This window comes from Haliea salexigens DSM 19537, assembly GCF_000423125.1.
In the GTDB taxonomy this organism is placed as follows: domain Bacteria; phylum Pseudomonadota; class Gammaproteobacteria; order Pseudomonadales; family Halieaceae; genus Haliea; species Haliea salexigens.
Genome location: NZ_AUHJ01000006.1, coordinates 120,764 through 137,566 on the forward strand (window position 1 = coordinate 120,764; position 16,803 = coordinate 137,566).

General features: G+C 60.0%; 10 protein-coding genes. 5 read left to right on the plus strand and 5 right to left on the minus strand.

What is annotated here, in order from left to right:
- Window positions 1-100: 100 nt before the first annotated feature.
- From G533_RS21230 to G533_RS0108685, 4 genes are all read right to left on the minus strand, one after another.
- On the minus strand, window positions 101-724 hold the full coding sequence (locus G533_RS21230; protein ID WP_035527327.1) for a hypothetical protein: 624 nt from the start codon (window positions 722-724) through the stop codon (window positions 101-103).
- 320 nt (window positions 725-1,044) lie between these two features.
- Window positions 1,045-2,955 (minus strand): S8 family peptidase, encoded by a 1,911-nt coding sequence (locus tag G533_RS0108675; RefSeq protein ID WP_240472408.1) that lies wholly within the window; start codon window positions 2,953-2,955, stop codon window positions 1,045-1,047.
- Between the two features lie 115 nt (window positions 2,956-3,070).
- Window positions 3,071-4,876, minus strand: a complete 1,806-nt coding sequence (locus G533_RS0108680; RefSeq protein WP_035527330.1) for a two-component system response regulator — start codon at window positions 4,874-4,876, stop codon at window positions 3,071-3,073.
- A gap of 123 nt (window positions 4,877-4,999) precedes the next feature.
- Window positions 5,000-6,709: a putative bifunctional diguanylate cyclase/phosphodiesterase gene (locus G533_RS0108685; RefSeq protein ID WP_027949621.1), complete on the minus strand. Its 1,710-nt coding sequence runs from the start codon at window positions 6,707-6,709 to the stop codon at window positions 5,000-5,002.
- A gap of 251 nt (window positions 6,710-6,960) precedes the next feature.
- Between G533_RS0108685 and nadA the strand changes: the two genes are divergently transcribed.
- Window positions 6,961-8,034, plus strand: a complete 1,074-nt coding sequence (gene nadA / locus G533_RS0108690; RefSeq protein WP_027949622.1) for a quinolinate synthase NadA — start codon at window positions 6,961-6,963, stop codon at window positions 8,032-8,034.
- On the opposite strand, the gene G533_RS0108695 is transcribed toward nadA, so the two are convergent.
- Window positions 8,035-9,495, minus strand: a complete 1,461-nt coding sequence (locus G533_RS0108695) for a M48 family metalloprotease (protein WP_027949623.1) — start codon at window positions 9,493-9,495, stop codon at window positions 8,035-8,037. It lies immediately after the preceding gene.
- A gap of 194 nt (window positions 9,496-9,689) precedes the next feature.
- Between G533_RS0108695 and G533_RS0108700 the strand changes: the two genes are divergently transcribed.
- The 4 genes from G533_RS0108700 to aceE all read left to right on the plus strand — a co-directional run bounded on the left by G533_RS0108700 (window position 9,690) and on the right by aceE (window position 16,792).
- A complete protein-coding gene (locus G533_RS0108700; RefSeq protein ID WP_027949624.1) occupies window positions 9,690-9,929 on the plus strand; it encodes a sulfurtransferase TusA family protein in 240 nt (79 codons plus the stop codon).
- 18 nt (window positions 9,930-9,947) lie between these two features.
- A complete protein-coding gene (locus G533_RS0108705) occupies window positions 9,948-11,024 on the plus strand; it encodes an AI-2E family transporter (protein ID WP_027949625.1) in 1,077 nt (358 codons plus the stop codon).
- 3 nt (window positions 11,025-11,027) lie between these two features.
- Complete coding sequence (locus tag G533_RS21235) at window positions 11,028-13,886, plus strand: insulinase family protein (RefSeq protein WP_084638899.1); 2,859 nt, start codon at window positions 11,028-11,030, stop codon at window positions 13,884-13,886.
- A gap of 254 nt (window positions 13,887-14,140) precedes the next feature.
- On the plus strand, window positions 14,141-16,792 hold the full coding sequence (gene aceE / locus G533_RS0108715; protein ID WP_027949626.1) for a pyruvate dehydrogenase (acetyl-transferring), homodimeric type: 2,652 nt from the start codon (window positions 14,141-14,143) through the stop codon (window positions 16,790-16,792).
- Window positions 16,793-16,803 lie beyond the last annotated feature (11 nt).

Below are 16,803 nucleotides of genomic sequence, written 5' to 3' on the forward strand. Positions count from 1 at the left end.
CAATCTGTTTGGTTATGTCTGATCGGGAGATGTATAAAGAGGAATTCAAATAAAAAAGGGAGGCAATGCCTCCCTTTCAGTTCTTCATGTGCTTACGTGTTTATCGAAGGCTCCACTTGTAGCCGGCTTGGTCGGCGTAGCTGCGGAAGCCCCACTTGTAGCCAGCTTGGTCGGCATAGCTGCGGAAGCCCCATTTGTAGCCGGCCTGGTCGGCGTAGCTGCGGAAGCCCCACTTGTAGCCCGCCTGGTCCGCGTAGCTTCGGAAGCCCCACTTGTAGCCTGCCTGGTCGGCGTAGCTGCGGAAGCCCCACTTGTAGCCAGCCTGGTCGGCATAGCTGCGGAAGCCCCACTTGTAGCCAGTTTCTGAAGCAACGCTAGATTCTCCCCAAGTGAACTCGAGGCTGGTCGAAGCTGATTGCACTTCTGTCGAACTCTGGGTATTGGTGTTTTCCGTCATCGCCCACTTGTAGCTTGTCGACTCTGCTTCCGCATCTGCCCATTTTGCGGGTGCCGCGGTGTCAGTAGCGCCAGCGTTGCCCCACTTATATCCGCTCGTGGACTGATAGTTGACAGTTTTTGCCAGTCCGTGTGCGACTTTGTGAACTGTTGCGGAGCTGTTGGCAACATTGATCTGAGTGAAGCTTGAGTCGGCCAGCACGGGTCCAGCGACGATAAGCGCTGATAACGCCACGCTCTGCTTAAAGATATTCGAAAGGTTTTTCATCAGTAGTCTGCCCCATCGCATGGTTTTCGCCACCCCAGTGGCCTAAATTTTCCAACCCTATCTCGTCCGTGAGAGGCATTTTGTGCCGCGTTTTTGCGGCGCTCGGTACTGTTATAGGGAGCTGGGAGGGGAGGTTGAAGAGGTTTCCATAACCAGTTTGGGGCACTGTATTTCTACAGTATTGACGTGGTCGTCCGCCCACTCATGTTCTGGGTGAGATAGGTGCTTGTAAGCTTTTGAAAAATATATGGAAAGTGATTTTTAGTGGAGTGCTTTTTAGCGCTTGCCCCATTTGGGTTATACGCCGGGGCAGGGGGGTATCAGCGAGGTGACTCACCGTTATCTTGGCGGGAAAGCGCTTCGATTCTGCTGCGCTCTGCAGTGTAGATTTCCAGCCAATCCACCGGCAAGTCCGCGCTGGGTGGCTCGCCGTCTTCGCGTTCAATGTGAGCCTTAGCGCCCCACCTGAGGGCGTCGGAGGGTGCATCTTCGGTTGGCTTGGGTGTCAGCAGGTCCTGCAGGCCCGGCAAGGTGGGCTCCCTGGTGTCGCCCACTATTGCGGGGCCTTCGTAATGCGTCTCGCCGCGGATGTCCCGTGCGATATCCAGGCCCTGGTTGCCGCAGCCTGTAGTACCGAGGGTTACAGCGCGGGTTGCGCTGACTGCTCCGCTACCTTGCAGGAACGGGCTGTAGTAGAGGCGCCCGTTTTGGTGAATCGCGGGCTCTGCGCTGCTCATCAGTTTGCATTTGACGTCGTCGGGTGTCAGCTCCGGTTCCAGTTGCAGGAGTAGCGCGGCAATGCCTGAGACGAGTGCGCTGGCCTGCGAGGTGCCGGTCATGACCAGCTCTCCGCTGCTGATCATGTAGTTGGGGTGTTTGCGGGTGAGTGTGCTACCTGGGCTTGCGAGGCCGGCGATATGGCCTCCAGGGGCAACCAGGTCTGGCTTGATGTGTCCGCTGGGCGTTGGGCCACGTGACGAGAACCCCGGAATATAGTCATCATTCCTGTCATCCACGGTCCAGGAATCGGTGTAGGCACCTACAGTGATAATGTAGGGCAGATTTCCGGGCGAGCCGATGGTCATCGGTTCTGGGCCCTCGTTGCCCGCGGCCGCGACGACGGTAATGCCCGCTGCCCAGGCCTGCATGAGTGCCTGATTGATCGGGTCGAGGAAGTAGGGCCAGCGGGGGCGGGCGGCAAATGACAGGTTCAGCACCCGAATGTTGAGCTGCTCGCGGTGCTCCACGACCCACTGTATGCCGCGCACGATGTCCAGGAAGTCACCTTGCCCTTCGTCGTCGAAGGCTTTAATCGCGACCAGCTGCGCGTCCGGTGCAATGCCCTTGTAGCTGCCATCTGGTTGCCCATGTGTGAGCACTCGCTCACTGTTTGCGATAACGCTGCTCATGTGTGTGCCGTGTCCACTGGCGTCGGGCACCGGCACGCTGGCTCTGTTGTCTATGGCGTCATAGCGGCCAATGATGCGGGGCTCACCTTCGGTATCGGTGGCCATTGCAGGGTGTTCCCACAGGCCGGAGTCGAGCACCGCTACCGTAACACCACGCCCTGTAATGCCGTGTCGATGGAGGTCTGCGGCGCCTGAAACGCGCGGGTAATAGGTGTCGGATAGGTAGTCGGCGTAGCCGGGGATGAGCTTCAATGTGCAGCTTGTGCCGAATAGCAGTGTTATCTGGAAATCGCTCTGCTGCCACTGGTCGTGCAAGTCAGAATTACTGGCGGGAAAGGTGATGCTGAATTGTGTGCGGGTGCCGGGCTGCGGGCCCGCCGCTGCTTCCGCCAGGTCCGTGGTTGTCTGCCATCGGTCCTCGCCATCGAGCGTGGCCGGAGAAAGCTCGAGTGTGGCCTTTCCCAGCTGTGCATGCAGCTCGGAGCCAAGACCGGCTGGCCAGGAGAGCTCCACGCTCTTCAGGCGGTCGGTTGCTTCGCCGAGGTTATGAATCGCCCACTCCAGCGTCTTGCTGCCAAGGTGAGCCTCCAGCGCGCCGCCCAGCGCGCATGCCGTGGCATCAGGCGGCGGCAAGGGCTCGGACATATCCATCGACAGGTCGTCAATCAGTCGTGAAATCACGGGGGAGCTGCGAATCTGCTCGAGTTGTTGCGCCGTCACGGAGGCGCCCAAGGCGTTGATGATTGGCAGGTCGTGCGTCACGCTCCCCCCTGCGCGTTCCACCAGTTCGCGCAGCTCCTGCACTGAATCGCCCTGCAGCATTATCAACAGAGGTTCGTTATCTGGTGCTGCAGCACGTGACAGGAGGGGGAGGCACAGAACGGCAGTGAGCCACAGTGACCCGAAATTCATACGAGCTGGTTTGCGATTGGCCAATTTACTGGCCCGAGGCGAGTTGCTCGGAAAAGTTGTGTCGCAGCAGGTTGGGCACGTCCTCGGGGTACACAGGGATGGAAAAGAAATATCCCTGCAGCAGATCACACTGTTTGTCGACCAGGTAGCGCATCTGTTCGGCGGTTTCGATGCCCTCTGCAATCACGCGCAGGTTGAGAGTGCGCGACAGGGCGAGAATCGCATCGATGATCGCGGCACCGTCCGGGCTGCCAAGATCGGCAATGAAGCTCTGATCGATTTTCAGGGTGTCAATTGGGAAACGCTTGAGGTAACTCAGGGATGAATAGCCGGTCCCGAAGTCGTCCACCGCCAGGTCGAGACCAATGGCCTTGAGCTCTTTCAGCTTGACGATGTTCGCTTCCGCATCGGTCATGATGGCGCCCTCGGTAAGCTCCAGCTCCAGGCGATGTGGCAGCATCTTGGAGTTTTCGAGGAATCCGCGCACGAAGCCCGATAGGCCACTCTGGTTGAACTGCAAGGGGGAGATGTTCACACTCACGCGGAATGACGGCAAGCCGAGGCTGTCCCAGTACTGGCAGTCCTTGGCGACCTGGGTCATTACCCATTCACCGAGCTCAATGATCTGCCCGGTACGCTCGGCGACCGGGATGAACTCCGCGGGTGATACCATGCCGCGTACCGGGTGCTTCCAGCGTACCAGTGCTTCCAGGCTCACCACGTTGCCGGTAGCAACCTCTACCTGTGGCTGATAGCGCAGCTCCAGCTCGCCTGCCTGCATGCCGTGGCGCAACTCTTCTTCCATTTTGAGCTGTTCAACGGCCTTGGCATTCATTTCTTCGTTGTAAAAGCGGTAGCAGGCCCGGCCCGCGGCCTTTGCCACGTACATGGCTGTGTCCGCGTTGCGAATGAGGCTGTCAGGGTCTTCGCCGTCCGTTGGGTAAATGGCGATCCCGATGCTGGGCGTAACAACCGGGTTGTGTGATTGTAGTGCGATGGGTTGCGAGAGGCTTTCAAGAATCCGCCTTGCAATCCCTTCTACATGTTGTTTGTCGGGCACATCTGACAACACGACGGTGAACTCGTCACCGCCCAGGCGCGCGATTTCCGCGCTGCCATCACCGCTGGCGTCATCGTCGTCATCATCGTCGCTGAAGAAGTTGATAGCATCGTCCTGGCGCAATTCCAGCGTCAGGCGCTTGGCAATTTCTACCAGTAGTCGGTCGCCTCGCCCGTGGCCGATTGAGTCATTGATGCGCTTGAAATTATCCAGGTCGATGAAGAGCAGGGCCGCATAGGAACTACGGCGCTGGCTGCGCTTCAGAATGCGCACCAGTTGTTCATTGAAATTGCGCCTGTTTGGCAGGTTAGTCAGTGGATCGTAGTAGGCCAGGTAGCGCAGCCGGTCTTCTTGTCGGCGCAAGGAGTTGAACGCCTGGCTGGCGCGCAACATGTACTGCACGTCCCGCCCCAGTAGTGACCAGTTGACCGGTTTGGTTTTGTATTGAGTGGCACCGGCGTCAAAGCCGAGATCAATCGACTCGCGATCATCGGAGCCAGTGACGATCATGATGGGTATGGATTCGCCCTGCGGCATCTCGCGAATGAGCTTGCACACTTCAAGCCCGCTCATGCCCGGCATTTCAACATCAAGGAACACGAGGTCCGGCCGTTCCCGGGTGAACATTTCCAGTGCTTCCGGGCCGCTGCTCGCCTCGACAACAACCATATCTTCTGCTTCCAGACACTGGCGTGTCAGCAACCGCACAATCTGGTCGTCGTCGCAGACCAGAATTTTTGCGCGTATCGTATGCGAGCTGGGGTTTTGCATCAGTACGTTATGCGCGGCAACCGGAAGAGCGAACAAGGCTATCATCCCATGTCGTTACCGCATAGGTCTCTTTCGCGTAGGCAGCCCAGAAGTTCTGCCTATCGTGGGGTGTGTTACAAAATGTCAGGATGAGATGCGCTCCCGCTGTTTGAAACGCTGTTCCTGCACAAAGCGCGGCAGCTGCTGTAGCGGAATGGCCTTGCTGTAGTAGAAACCCTGAACCTGCTCGCAATTCTGGCTGCGCAGGAAGCTGACCTGTTCGTGATTCTCAACGCCCTCGGCGATCACTTCAATTTCCAGCCGGCGCGCCATTTCGATAATGAGGCTACAAACCGCCGCCTGTTGCACATTGTGCGGCAGGTCGCGCACGAACGCCGCATCCACTTTGATGGCTGAAATAGGTAGCTCAGTGAGGTGCGTAAGCTGCGAGAAGCCCGTGCCAAAGTCATCCAGGGAAAAGCGGATGCCCAACTGCATCAGTTCGTGCATGCTCGCCTTGATGGCGGCGGGGTCCTTGAGGATGGTGGTTTCTGTGAGTTCGAATTCCAGTAGTGCGGGGTTTGCGCCTGTGCGCTGCAAGGTATCTTTGACCGCGGCGATGAAACGGTCGTCCTGAATCTGCGAGAAGGAAATGTTGACCGCTACTACCACATCATCCATGTGCTGGTCGCCCAGCCAGTTGAGCGCACAGCAGGCATGCTGAATGACCTGGTAGCCAATGGTTTTCATCAGGCCCATGTCTTCGCACTCGGCGATAAACTCGCCCGGGCAAATAAGCCCGCGCTGGGGGTGGTTCCAGCGCAGTAGCGCTTCCAGCCCGGCAAGACGTCCGCGCTCGAGATCCATCCGCGGCTGATAGTGCAGTTCGAACTGGTTGTGTCGTGCGGCAACCCGCAGTTCGGCGGCCAATGTGCTGCTGCCCTGCATATCAAACTGCAGGTGGTCGCTGTAGGCCACGAAGCGGCAGCCGGGGATGGCCTTGGCCTGCAGCATGGCACTGCGCGCGTGATCCATCAGTTCACTCATGTTGGCGGCGTCATCCGCGAAGAGTGCGCCGCCGATGCTGGCGTCGATGGCGACGTGTTGGCCCTCCAGATAGTAAGGGGCCGCAATCGCCTGCAGCATCTTGTCGGCGATACGGGCCATGTCAGCGGGCGTACCCACGTCTTCCAGTACAACCGCAAACTCGTCGCCCCCGAGCCGCGCGATGCTGTCACTGCTGCGCAATTTGCTCAGCATGCGCTGGCTCAGTGCCTGGATGACGGCATCACCGTTCTGTTCACCGTAGTGGTCGTTGATATTGGTGAATTGGTCGATATTGAGATAGAGCAGGCCGGTTTTGAAACGGTAGCGCTGCGAACGCTGCATGGCGCGTTCGAGGTGCGCGCGAAAGCCCGCGCGGTTGAGTGCTCCGGTCAGTGCGTCGCGGCTGGACAGTTCGCTGATGGTGGTGCGTGCCTGCTTCAATTCGATGCTGTAGTCGAGCAGACGATGCAACATCGGGTCCTGCAGTTGCCCGCGGACGAGATAGTCCTGCGCGCCACTATCGCGCAACTGTCGCAGCTGCTCGCTGTCGGGCATGTTGTCACGCAGAAGGATAATCGGCAGTGATGGCACGTGCTTCTGCGCCAGGCGCAGCAGGTAATCGGTCTCCGGCCCGGCGGCCAGGATAACGGCATCGATCGCCGGATCCATCAGGGTGTCGAGTGGGCGTTCGAGAGCGGTTTTGCTGTTAAGCCTGAAGCGGCTGGGCTCGGCACGATCCAGGCAATCCGCCAGGATCAGATGATCTGTTTTATTGGCTGAAATCGCCAGAATCGTTCGCAGATCCACAGGTTCCCCGCGCTTTACTGTGCGCTGTGAGAGAGCCCGGGGCCCTCAACAGCGTGTTTATGTAGCTTGTTATTCTATATATAACATGAGGTTATACGTAGTATATGAGAGAAATTCTAGTAATTTTTCGCAAATGCAGGCGCTTTCACAGTATTTTCTGCGCACCAGCCATGATGTTGGCCGTCTGGGGCCCGGCGACACAGGGGCAAATTGTGCTAGAATCGCCCGCCCTTGCGCACGACAGGCCGAGCATGAGCATTGCTTCCGACAAGCTGGAATCCATCCGCAAACAGGTTCAGATTCACCTGGATAACGCTGAACGCAGTGAAATGAGCCCTGCGCGTGAGCGCGAGCTGTGTGACCGCATTGGCCGACGCTTGCAGGCGGAGAACGCCGTTATCGTTGCGCACTATTACACGGCGCCCGCGATTCAGGCGCTGGCCGAGGCTACCGGGGGCTGTGTGTCAGACTCCCTCGAAATGGCGCGCTTCGGTCACGATCACCCGGCCACTACGCTTATCGTCGCGGGTGTGCGATTCATGGGGGAAACGGCGAAAATTCTCACCCCGGACAAGCGTGTGCTCATGCCCACCCTGGAGGCGACCTGCTCTCTGGATCTGGGTTGCCCCATTGAGGAGTTCTCCGCGTTCTGTGATGCGCATCCGGACCGCGAAGTCGTGGTATATGCCAATACCTCCGCCGCCGTGAAGGCGCGCGCGGATTGGGTGGTGACGTCGAGCATTGCGCTGGATGTTGCCGAGCACCTCGCCGCACAGGGCAAGAAAATCATCTGGGCCCCGGACCGCCACTTGGGCGACTATGTGCGCAGCCAGACGGGGGCAGACATCCTCATGTGGGATGGCGCCTGCATTGTGCATGAGGAATTCAAGGCCCGTGGCATAGCGGATCTCAAGCGTGTTTACCCGGATGCCGCGGTGCTGGTGCACCCGGAGTCGCCGGCAGCGGTGCTGGAGTTGGCCGACCGCGTGGGCTCCACAACGCAGATCATTCGCGCGGCACAGGAGCTTCCCAATCCACGCTTCATCGTGGCGACGGACCAGGGCATTTTCTACAAACTGCAGCAGCAGGCACCGGGCAAGGAGTTCATCATCGCGCCCACTGCCGGCAATGGCGCAACGTGCCGCAGCTGCGCCAACTGTCCGTGGATGGCGATGAACGAGTTGCAGGCGCTGGACCAGGTGTTCGAGCGCAACGACAATGAAGTGTTTGTGGACCCGGCGATTGGCCGGCAGGCGATGGTGCCGCTGCGCCGTATGCTGGATTTTGCTGCCAATCTCAACAAGGGCGTCATCGGCAACGCCTGATCAGATGTCCATGCGCTCGCGCAGGGTGTTGATGTCAACCAGGCGCTCGTTGATTCTCGCCGCCGCCACGTGGTTCGAGCCGACCAGTTTCAGTGCATAGCTCAACTGTTTTTCCGCTTCGCCAAGGTTGCCATTGAGAATGAAGTACTCGGCGCGCGACTGGTGCAGGCCGACGATATTTCCGGACAGTCCCTGTACCTCAGCCAGCAGGTACCATAGCGCCGGGTCCTCGGGGCGTACCTTGCTCTGCTCCAGCAACACGGCTTCCGAAATGTGCGGTTTCCTGTCGCGCATCAACGCACGGGCATAGGCCATGGCCAGCGGGTGACTGCCGGGCGATAGCTTCAGTTCGCGTTCCAATAGCTCGGCTGCCTTGCCCGGCTCCCCGCGCGTCATCAGTATTTCCGCATTGGCGAGTTTGTACTCGAGACGGTCAGCATCGCCGGACCAGATGCTGTCGAGCTCAAGCGCGGCCTGATCCACCCGGCCCGCATCCGTGAGCGCCAGCACCAGACCGTAGGTAGATGCCTCGCGTGATCGTGTATTGCCGTCCAGCTCGCCGCGAAACTGCTGAATGGCGGCTTCCGGCGTGGCGGCGAGGTGATTGGTCACCCTGGCCCGCATCAACTGGTATTGCAGGTCGTCTTCCCGGGCCGGGCTGGTGTATTGCCGCGCCCGGTTGCGCGTGTCGGCGATGCGGTTTTCCGACAGCGGGTGAGTGCGCAGGAATTCCGGTATGCGGTTGCCGCTGGTGTAACGCGATGCCTGCAGCATGCGCTCGAACATCGCGGGGGTTGCATGGGGATCCAGCCCAGCTGCCACCAGCGTCTGCATGCCAACGCGATCAGCTTCCGCCTCGTTGCTGCGGCTGTAGCGCAGTGCGGAGTCCTGTGCCGCTGCCTGTGCGGCCGACAGTGCTGCCATCCCGGCGTCACCGCCGGCTGTGGCGAGCAGCACAAAACCCGCCAGCATGGCGGCCAGGTTCAGGGGCTGCTGATTGCGCTGAAACTCAACCCGCCGCGAAAAATGGCGCTGGCTCAGGTGGGCAATTTCGTGGGCCAGCACCGAGGCCAGTTCGTCTTCTGTCTGGGCGTACATCAGCAGGCCGTTGTGCACGCCGATGACGCCGCCCGGTACCGCAAAGGCGTTGATGGTGGGGTTGTCGACCAGCACAAGGTCAATGCGCCGATCCTCCAGCTGGCTGTGTATCACCAAGCGGTAAATCAGGTCCTCCAGGTAATCGAAGAGCAGCGGGTCGTCCATGGTGGTCGCCTGGCTGCGAAAAATTTTCAGCCAGGTTCTACCCAGTTGGTATTCGTACTCCGCGGAAAACAGGCTGGTGCTGGACTCGCCCAGATTCGGCAGCTTGAGCCCTTCCACAGCCTGAACCGGTGCCAGCGGCAGCATCGCCACCAGCAGGGCAGCGCTCAGGTGCTTGGGTTTGAAGACTTGGAGCAGCATACGCTCAACACATACCACGTTTGATCCAGGCCGCGCGGGTCGACGGCAATCACTGTATTGTACGTTAAGGGCGCGCGAGCGGCCCAGCACGGTCGCAGTCCTTGTGATGACGGTTTGCTGGAAAAGTTCAGCGCTGTTGGGGTGTATGGGATGAACCGATATACTGCGCGGCGAATCGGCGAGGTGAGTGAGCGATGCGGGCAGCGGACGAAGCGGTGGAGGAGGTTGATGCCCAAGGGCTGGACTGCCCCATGCCCCTGTTGCTGGCAAAACGGGCGCTGAACGGCTTGCCATCCGGTGCCTGTCTACGCGTACTGGCAACCGACCGGGGGTCACAGCGGGACTTTCGCGTGTTCGCCGAACAGTCCGGCCATCAGTTGTTGGCCGCTGACGAGTGTGATGGTGTTTACACCTATCTTCTGAAAAAGCGTTAGGCGACGGGAAGCTGCTGCATGCTGGATATCTTCAACAAATGGTACAAGCGCTACCTTTTCGAGGAAGAGTCGGTGCTATTGCTGGTACTGCTGCTCCTGGCGGTGGTCTTGCTGGCAACGATCGGCGATATCCTGGCGCCGGTGGTGGCTTCAATCGTCCTCGCCTACCTGATGCAAGGCCTGGCGGGACGGCTGGAGCGGCGCGGCCTGCCTGGCTGGGTTGGTGTGAGTGTTGCCTACACGCTCTTTGTGGGCATTTTCTTCGGCGTCACGCTGGGGCTGCTGCCGCTGGTGTGGCGCCAGCTGGTGGCGCTGGCTGCGGAAATGCCGCGCATGCTCGAGCAGGGCCGTGAGCTGCTCGTTCTGTTGCCCGGACGCTACCCGGATGTGGTCAGCCAGCAGCAGATCAATCAGATGGTCGCTCTGGCACAGGCGGAGCTCGGCGGGCTTGGACAGCAGGTGGTTACCCGTTCACTCGCGACCATTCCCAGCATACTCACGCTGCTGGTCTACATGATCCTGATTCCGATTCTGGTCTTCTTCTTTCTCAAGGATCGGCGGCAGATTCTCGCCTGGCTGGCGACCTTCCTGCCCACTGAGCGGCCCCTATTGCGTCGTATCTGGTCGGAAATGGATACGCAGGTGGCCAATTATGCGCGCGGCAAGGTGCTGGAGATCCTCATCGTGGGCTCGGTCAGCTATGTCAGCTTCACCTTCCTGGACCTCAACTACGCCGCGCTGCTGGCCCTGTGCGTTGGCCTGTCGGTGATCATTCCCTACCTGGGGGCAGCCCTGGTAACACTGCCCGTCTTGCTGGTGGGCTTCTTCCAGTGGGGCTTCACCAATGAATTTTATTGGCTGATGGCGGTCTACTTTGTCATCCAGGGGTTGGACGGCAATGTGCTGGTGCCTTTGCTGTTCTCCGAGGCAGTCAATTTGCACCCGGTCGCCATCATCCTGGCGGTGCTGTTTTTCGGCGGCATCTGGGGTCTCTGGGGTGTGTTTTTCGCCATTCCCCTGGCAACCCTGATCAAGGCGGTGATCAACGCCTGGCCCACGCCCGCAGAGGGTGATAACCAACGCAGTCTGGAGTAAATCATGCAAACATTCCGGTTTGGACAGTGGCGCAGCGCACTGGCCCTCTTTTCTGTGCTCGCGTTGCTGGCCGCCTGTGCCAGTGTGCCTGTGGGGCAGCCGCAGCCAGTCAAGAGCCCTAATGACGACTACGGGTACCGTTACCTCACCCTGCCCAACCAGCTCGAAGTGTTGCTCATTTCCGATCCCGAAGCCCCCAAGGCCGCCGCGTCGCTTGATGTGCTGGTAGGCAGTGGAGACAACCCGCCCGGTCGCGAGGGCCTGGCACATTTTCTCGAGCACATGCTGTTCCTGGGTACCGACAAGTTCCCGGAGGCGGGTGACTACCAGCAGTTCATCGCCCAGCATGGCGGCAGTCACAATGCCTACACCAGCTTTGAGCACACCAATTACTTCTTTGACATCCAGGCGGGGTACCTGCCCGGTGCTCTGGACCGGTTTGCCCAGTTCTTTGTTGCCCCGCGGTTTGACGCTGTCTACGTTGAGCGCGAGATGAACGCGGTGGAGGCCGAGTACCAGATGGGCCTGCGCAGTGATTCACGCCGCGGACTGGACGTGCTGCAGGATGTCATGAACCCGGCGCACCCCTTCAGCGCTTTTACAGTTGGCAGCCTGCAAACACTGGCGGATACCCCGGAACAACCCATTCGCGAGGACCTGCTGCGCTTCTACGAGCAACACTATTCGGCCAACAAAATGCGCCTGGTGGTATTTGGCGCGGAGTCGCTGGATGAGCTCGAGGCCCTGGTAACGCCGTTGTTCAGTGACGTTCCCAACCGCGATACGGAGGTTGCTGACATTGCCGCCCCGCTTTTTACGCCCGAGAGCCTGCCGATGCTGCTGCAGGTGCAGCCCCAGGCGACCCTGCGTCAGCTTGAGGTGTCATTCCCGGTGGCGGATTACCGGGCTGAGTATCGCAGCAATCCGCTCGCCTACCTGGGCAATCTGGTGGGACACGAGGGCAAAGGCAGCCTGTTATCGCAGCTCAAGGCGGAGGGGCTTGCCGAAACCCTCGCCGCCGGCTCTGGCCTGGGCTGGCGGGGCGGCGCCCTGTTCAGTATCAGCATTGGCCTGACTGAGGAGGGGCTTGCGCAGCAGGACCGGGTTTTGCAACTCCTGTTCAGTTACCTTGAAATGCTGCGTGCCAACGGGCCACAGCAGCGGCTGTACGAGGAGCAAGCGCGCCTCGCGGAGTTGCAGTTCCGCTTCCGTGAGCAGGCCAACCCGATCAGCTATGTCAGCGCTCTGGCCAGCGGTATGCATGAGTACGCCCCCGTGGATATCCTGCGCGGCGGCAGCGTGATGAGTGAGTACTCACCTGAGCTGATCAGCGAGCTGCAGGCAGCGCTGGTGCCGGGGAATGCACTGGTCACCCTCAGCCATGCCTCCGCCGCCGTGGACCGGGAGAGCCCCTATTATGAGGTGCCCTACAGTGTACAGCCGGTGAGCGCAGAGCGGCTGGCGCGCTGGACCGCGCCCGCGCCTGATACCGCGATGTCACTGCCGGCGCCCAACGAATTTATCGCGGAGGATGTCAGCCTGGTGGTTGATGAGCCGGTAGCGCAGGCGCCGCAACGCGCCTTCGAAAGCGCAAGGCAGACCGTGTGGTTCGGGCAGGACACCGAGTTCGGGGTGCCCCGGGGAGCGCTCTATATCAACTTCCGTTCGCCCGAGGTGGGCGCAACACCGCAGCAGGCGGCTGCGGCACTGTTGTATACCGCGTTGTTGAAGGATGCGGTCAACGAGTTCACCTATCCAGCGCTTCTGGCCGGCCTGGATTTTGACGTCTACAAGCATGCCCAGGGTATCAGCCTGCGCATCAGCGGTTACGATGACAAGCAGCAGCGCCTGCTGGACCGCTTGCTGGCAGCGATTGATGGCGCCAGCTTCAGTGAACAGCGGTTCATTAATATCCGCGCCGATATGGTGCGCAGCCTGCGCAACGCGGTGGCCAAACGGCCTAGCAGCCAGGTGATGGACGATGCTCGCGAAGCACTGCTGCACGGAGAGTGGGGTGAGCAGCCGCTGATTGATGCCTTGCTTGCCATGAATCTGACCGCTCTGGATACGTGGGTGCAGAGATTCTGGGGCGGCGCGACAGCGGAAACCCTGCTCTATGGCAATTACACGGCAGACAAGGTTGAGGCGGTCGCGGAGCGCGTGAGCGCGCTGCTGGCTGCCGGCGAACCTCCCGCGTTGCCACCACTGCAAGTCACGCGTCTGGCACCGGGTGACGCCCTCAAGTACGTTGTTGACGTGCCCCATGATGACGCTGTGGTGGGGTGGTATTTGCAAGGCGCCGGTAATGCATGGGGCGATCGCGCCGCAACCGCATTGACCGCGCACATCATCAAGACCGGGTTCTACCAGCAACTGCGCACCGAACAACAGCTCGGCTACGTGGTCAGCGCCTTCGCCTGGCCCCAGCTCGATGTGCCCGGACTGATGATGCTGGTGCAGTCCCCCAGCACCCCGGCGCCAGCAGTTATGGCCTCGATGGAAGCCTATCTGGGCAGTGTGGAGGGTAGCCTGGATGAACAGCAGTTCCTGCGTTATCGAGAGTCGCTGGTAGGCGAGATCCTGCGCCCCGAGAAGAACCTCTGGGAGCGTGCGGAGTTCTATTGGCAGTCTATCGCCAAGCGCGAGTTTGCGTTTGACGGTCGTCAACAGCTTGCAGATGCGGTGCGGTCGATCACGCTGGAGGACTGGCGCCTGTACTTCGAGCAAGTATTCATGGCGGAGCGGCGGTCTTTGCTGCTGGTAGCACCGGGCAAGGCCGCCACAGTACCGCAGGGGCATGGCGAGCCGGTGGAATCCGCGGCCGCGGTGAAGGCCCGGCTCGGGGTTTACACCATACAGTAGGGGTTGCGGTGTGAGCGCCGCTGCCGCCGAAAACAGACCCATCAGGGTTCTAAAAAGGAACTATCAAGTTGGCAGAATGTTACTGGGTGGTGTACGGTGGCGTACCGCAAGCATGGCACGTCCGTGCAAAGTCAGGCATTTTCTGGCATAAACGACTATACTGGTGTGAGTGATGTGACGGCATAAGTGGTTCTTTTTTGGAACTTATAAAAGCGCGCACTCACATGTCACCCCGTTTCAGGAGTTAAAGCCGCATGACCGAAGACAAGGACCCGATCGAAACACGGGAATGGATGGACGCGCTCGACGCGGTGAGTCGCTACAGTGGGCCGGAGCGCGCTGCCGAGCTGCTTATCGAGCTTGCCAAGCATGCCACTGAAACCGGTGTACGCCTGCCTACGGCGATCACCACGCCGTTTCGCAATACCATCGCCCCCCGCGACGAGAAGCTGATGCCGGGGGACCTGTTCATGGAGCGTCGCATTCGTTCGCTGGTGCGCTGGAATGCCCTGGCCATGGTGATGCGGGCGAACGACAACGATGAAGGCCTGGGCGGCCACATCTCATCCTTCTCTTCCAGCGCCACGCTTTACGATGTGGGCTTTAACTATTTCTTCCGCGGCAACGAGAGCGGTCACCCCGGTGACTTGGTGTTTTACCAGGGCCACAGTGCGCCGGGCATGTACGCGCGCTCCTACCTTGAAGGGCGGCTTACCGAGGAGCAGCTGGACAACTTCCGGCGTGAGGTGGATGGCAACGGCCTGTCCTCGTATCCGCACCCCTGGCTGATGCCGGATTACTGGCAGTTTCCCACAGTGTCCATGGGCCTGGGCCCTATCCAGGCCATTTATCAGGCCCATGTCATGAAATACCAGCAGAGCCGGGGCCTGCTCGATCATGGCGACCGCAACGTTTGGTGTTTTCTCGGCGACGGCGAATGCGATGAGCCTGAGTCGCTCGGCGCCATATCCATGGCCGGGCGTGAACGCCTGGGCAATCTCATCTTCGTCGTCAACTGCAACCTGCAGCGTCTGGATGGTCCGGTGCGCGGCAACGGCAAGATTATCCAGGAGCTCGAGGGGGTATTCCGCGGCGCCGGTTGGGATGTCCTCAAGGTCATCTGGGGCCGCAAGTGGGACCCGTTGCTGGAAAACGACGACAGCGGCCTGCTGCAGCAGCGCATGGACGAAGTGTGCGACGGCGAGTTGCAGAACTACAAATACAACGGCGGTGCCTACACCCGTGAGCATTTCTTCGGTAAGTACCCGGAAACCCTGGAACTGGTAGAGGACCTGTCGGACGACGACATCATGTACCTCAACCGCGGTGGTCACGACCCGTACAAGCTTTATGCGGCGTATGCCCACGCGGTGGCTCAGAGCGAGCGTCCTACCGTCATCCTGGCCATGACCGTGAAGGGCTATGGCACGGGCGAATCCGGCGAGGCCAACAACGAAACGCACTCGCTGAAAAAGCTCGATCTGGACAGCCTGAAAGCCTTCCGCGACCGGTTTGGCATTCCCATTTCCGATTCCGAACTGAAGGATGTGCCGTATTACCGGCCCGCGCCCGACAGCCCGGAAATGCGTTATATGAAGCAGCGGCGTGAAGAGTTGGGCGGGTTGATTCCGGCGCGGCGTAAAGAACTCGACCTGCTGGAAACGCCGGAGCTCTCGGTTTTCGACAATCAACTCAAAGGCAGCGGCAAACGCGAGATATCCACCACCATGGCGTTTGTCCGGCTGCTCTCCACCCTGGTCAAGGACAAGCATATCGGTGAGCGGGTGGTACCCATCGTGCCGGATGAAGCGCGCACTTTCGGTATGGAGGGCATGTTCCGCCAGTTGGGCATTTATTCCTCGGTTGGCCAGCGTTACACACCGCAGGACGCCGGCCAGATCATGTTTTACAAGGAGGATCAGAAAGGGCAGATTCTCGAAGAAGGCATCAATGAAGCGGGTGCGTTCTCCGCGTGGATCGCGGCGGCAACGTCTTACAGCACCAGTGGCTACCCGATGGTGCCCTTCTACATTTTTTATTCCATGTTCGGTTTCCAGCGCATTGGCGACCTGGCCTGGGCCGCCGGCGACAGCCAGGCCCGCGGCTTCCTGATCGGCGCCACCGCGGGGCGCACCACGCTCAACGGCGAGGGCCTGCAACACCAGGACGGCCACAGTCACCTGCTGGCCAGCACCATTCCCAATTGTGTGAGCTACGACCCCGCCTATGCCTACGAGCTGGCCATCATCATTCAGGATGGTTTGCGCCGTATGTATCAGGAAGGGGAGAACAAGTTCTACTACATCACCACCATGAACGAGAACTACCAGCAACCTGAAATGCCGCAGGGGGTTGAGGAAGGGATCGTGCGCGGCCTGTATTCCCTGCGTCGTTCCACGCGCAAGAAGGGCCCGCGGGTGCAGCTCATGGGCGCCGGCACCATCCTGCGCGAAGTGGAAGCCGCGGCGGTGATGCTGGAGCAGGATTATGGTGTGGCTGCTGACATCTGGAGCCTGACCAGCATCAATGAACTGCAGCGCGAAGGCAAACGTGTGGCGCGCTGGAACCTGCTGCACCCGGAAGATGAGCCGCGCGTGCCCTATCTTACCGAGCAGCTGGAGGGCCACGATGGCCCCGTTGTGGTCGCAACGGATTATATGAAGGCGCATGCAGAACAGCTGCGGCAGTTTATTCCAAGGCGCTATTCGGTATTGGGTACTGACGGTTATGGCCGCAGCGATACGCGCGAGCGCCTGCGCCGTTTCTTTGAAGTAAGTCGGGAGTTTGTGGTGCTTGCCGCCCTCAGGGCACTGGTAGATGAGGGCGCGTTAAAGCCCGCCGTTGTGGTCGAGGCGATGCAGGCCCTGGGTATATCCCCAGACAAAATCGACCCCACCACCCTTTAACGGCACAGGAA

Excerpts from the sequence above, each read along its gene's own strand:
- G533_RS0108700 (WP_027949624.1), top strand. The coding sequence starts at position 9,690 with ATGCGGGCAGCGGACGAAGCGGTGGAGGAGGTTGATGCCCAAGGGCTG.
- aceE (WP_027949626.1), top strand. The coding sequence starts at position 14,141 with ATGACCGAAGACAAGGACCCGATCGAAACACGGGAATGGATGGACGCG.
- G533_RS0108705 (WP_027949625.1), top strand. The coding sequence starts at position 9,948 with ATGCTGGATATCTTCAACAAATGGTACAAGCGCTACCTTTTCGAGGAA.
- G533_RS0108695 (WP_027949623.1), bottom strand. The coding sequence starts at position 9,495 with ATGCTGCTCCAAGTCTTCAAACCCAAGCACCTGAGCGCTGCCCTGCTG.
- G533_RS21230 (WP_035527327.1), bottom strand. The coding sequence starts at position 724 with ATGAAAAACCTTTCGAATATCTTTAAGCAGAGCGTGGCGTTATCAGCG.
- nadA (WP_027949622.1), top strand. The coding sequence starts at position 6,961 with ATGAGCATTGCTTCCGACAAGCTGGAATCCATCCGCAAACAGGTTCAG.
- G533_RS0108680 (WP_035527330.1), bottom strand. The coding sequence starts at position 4,876 with ATGCAAAACCCCAGCTCGCATACGATACGCGCAAAAATTCTGGTCTGC.
- G533_RS0108675 (WP_240472408.1), bottom strand. The coding sequence starts at position 2,955 with ATGCTGCAGGGCGATTCAGTGCAGGAGCTGCGCGAACTGGTGGAACGC.
- G533_RS21235 (WP_084638899.1), top strand. The coding sequence starts at position 11,028 with ATGCAAACATTCCGGTTTGGACAGTGGCGCAGCGCACTGGCCCTCTTT.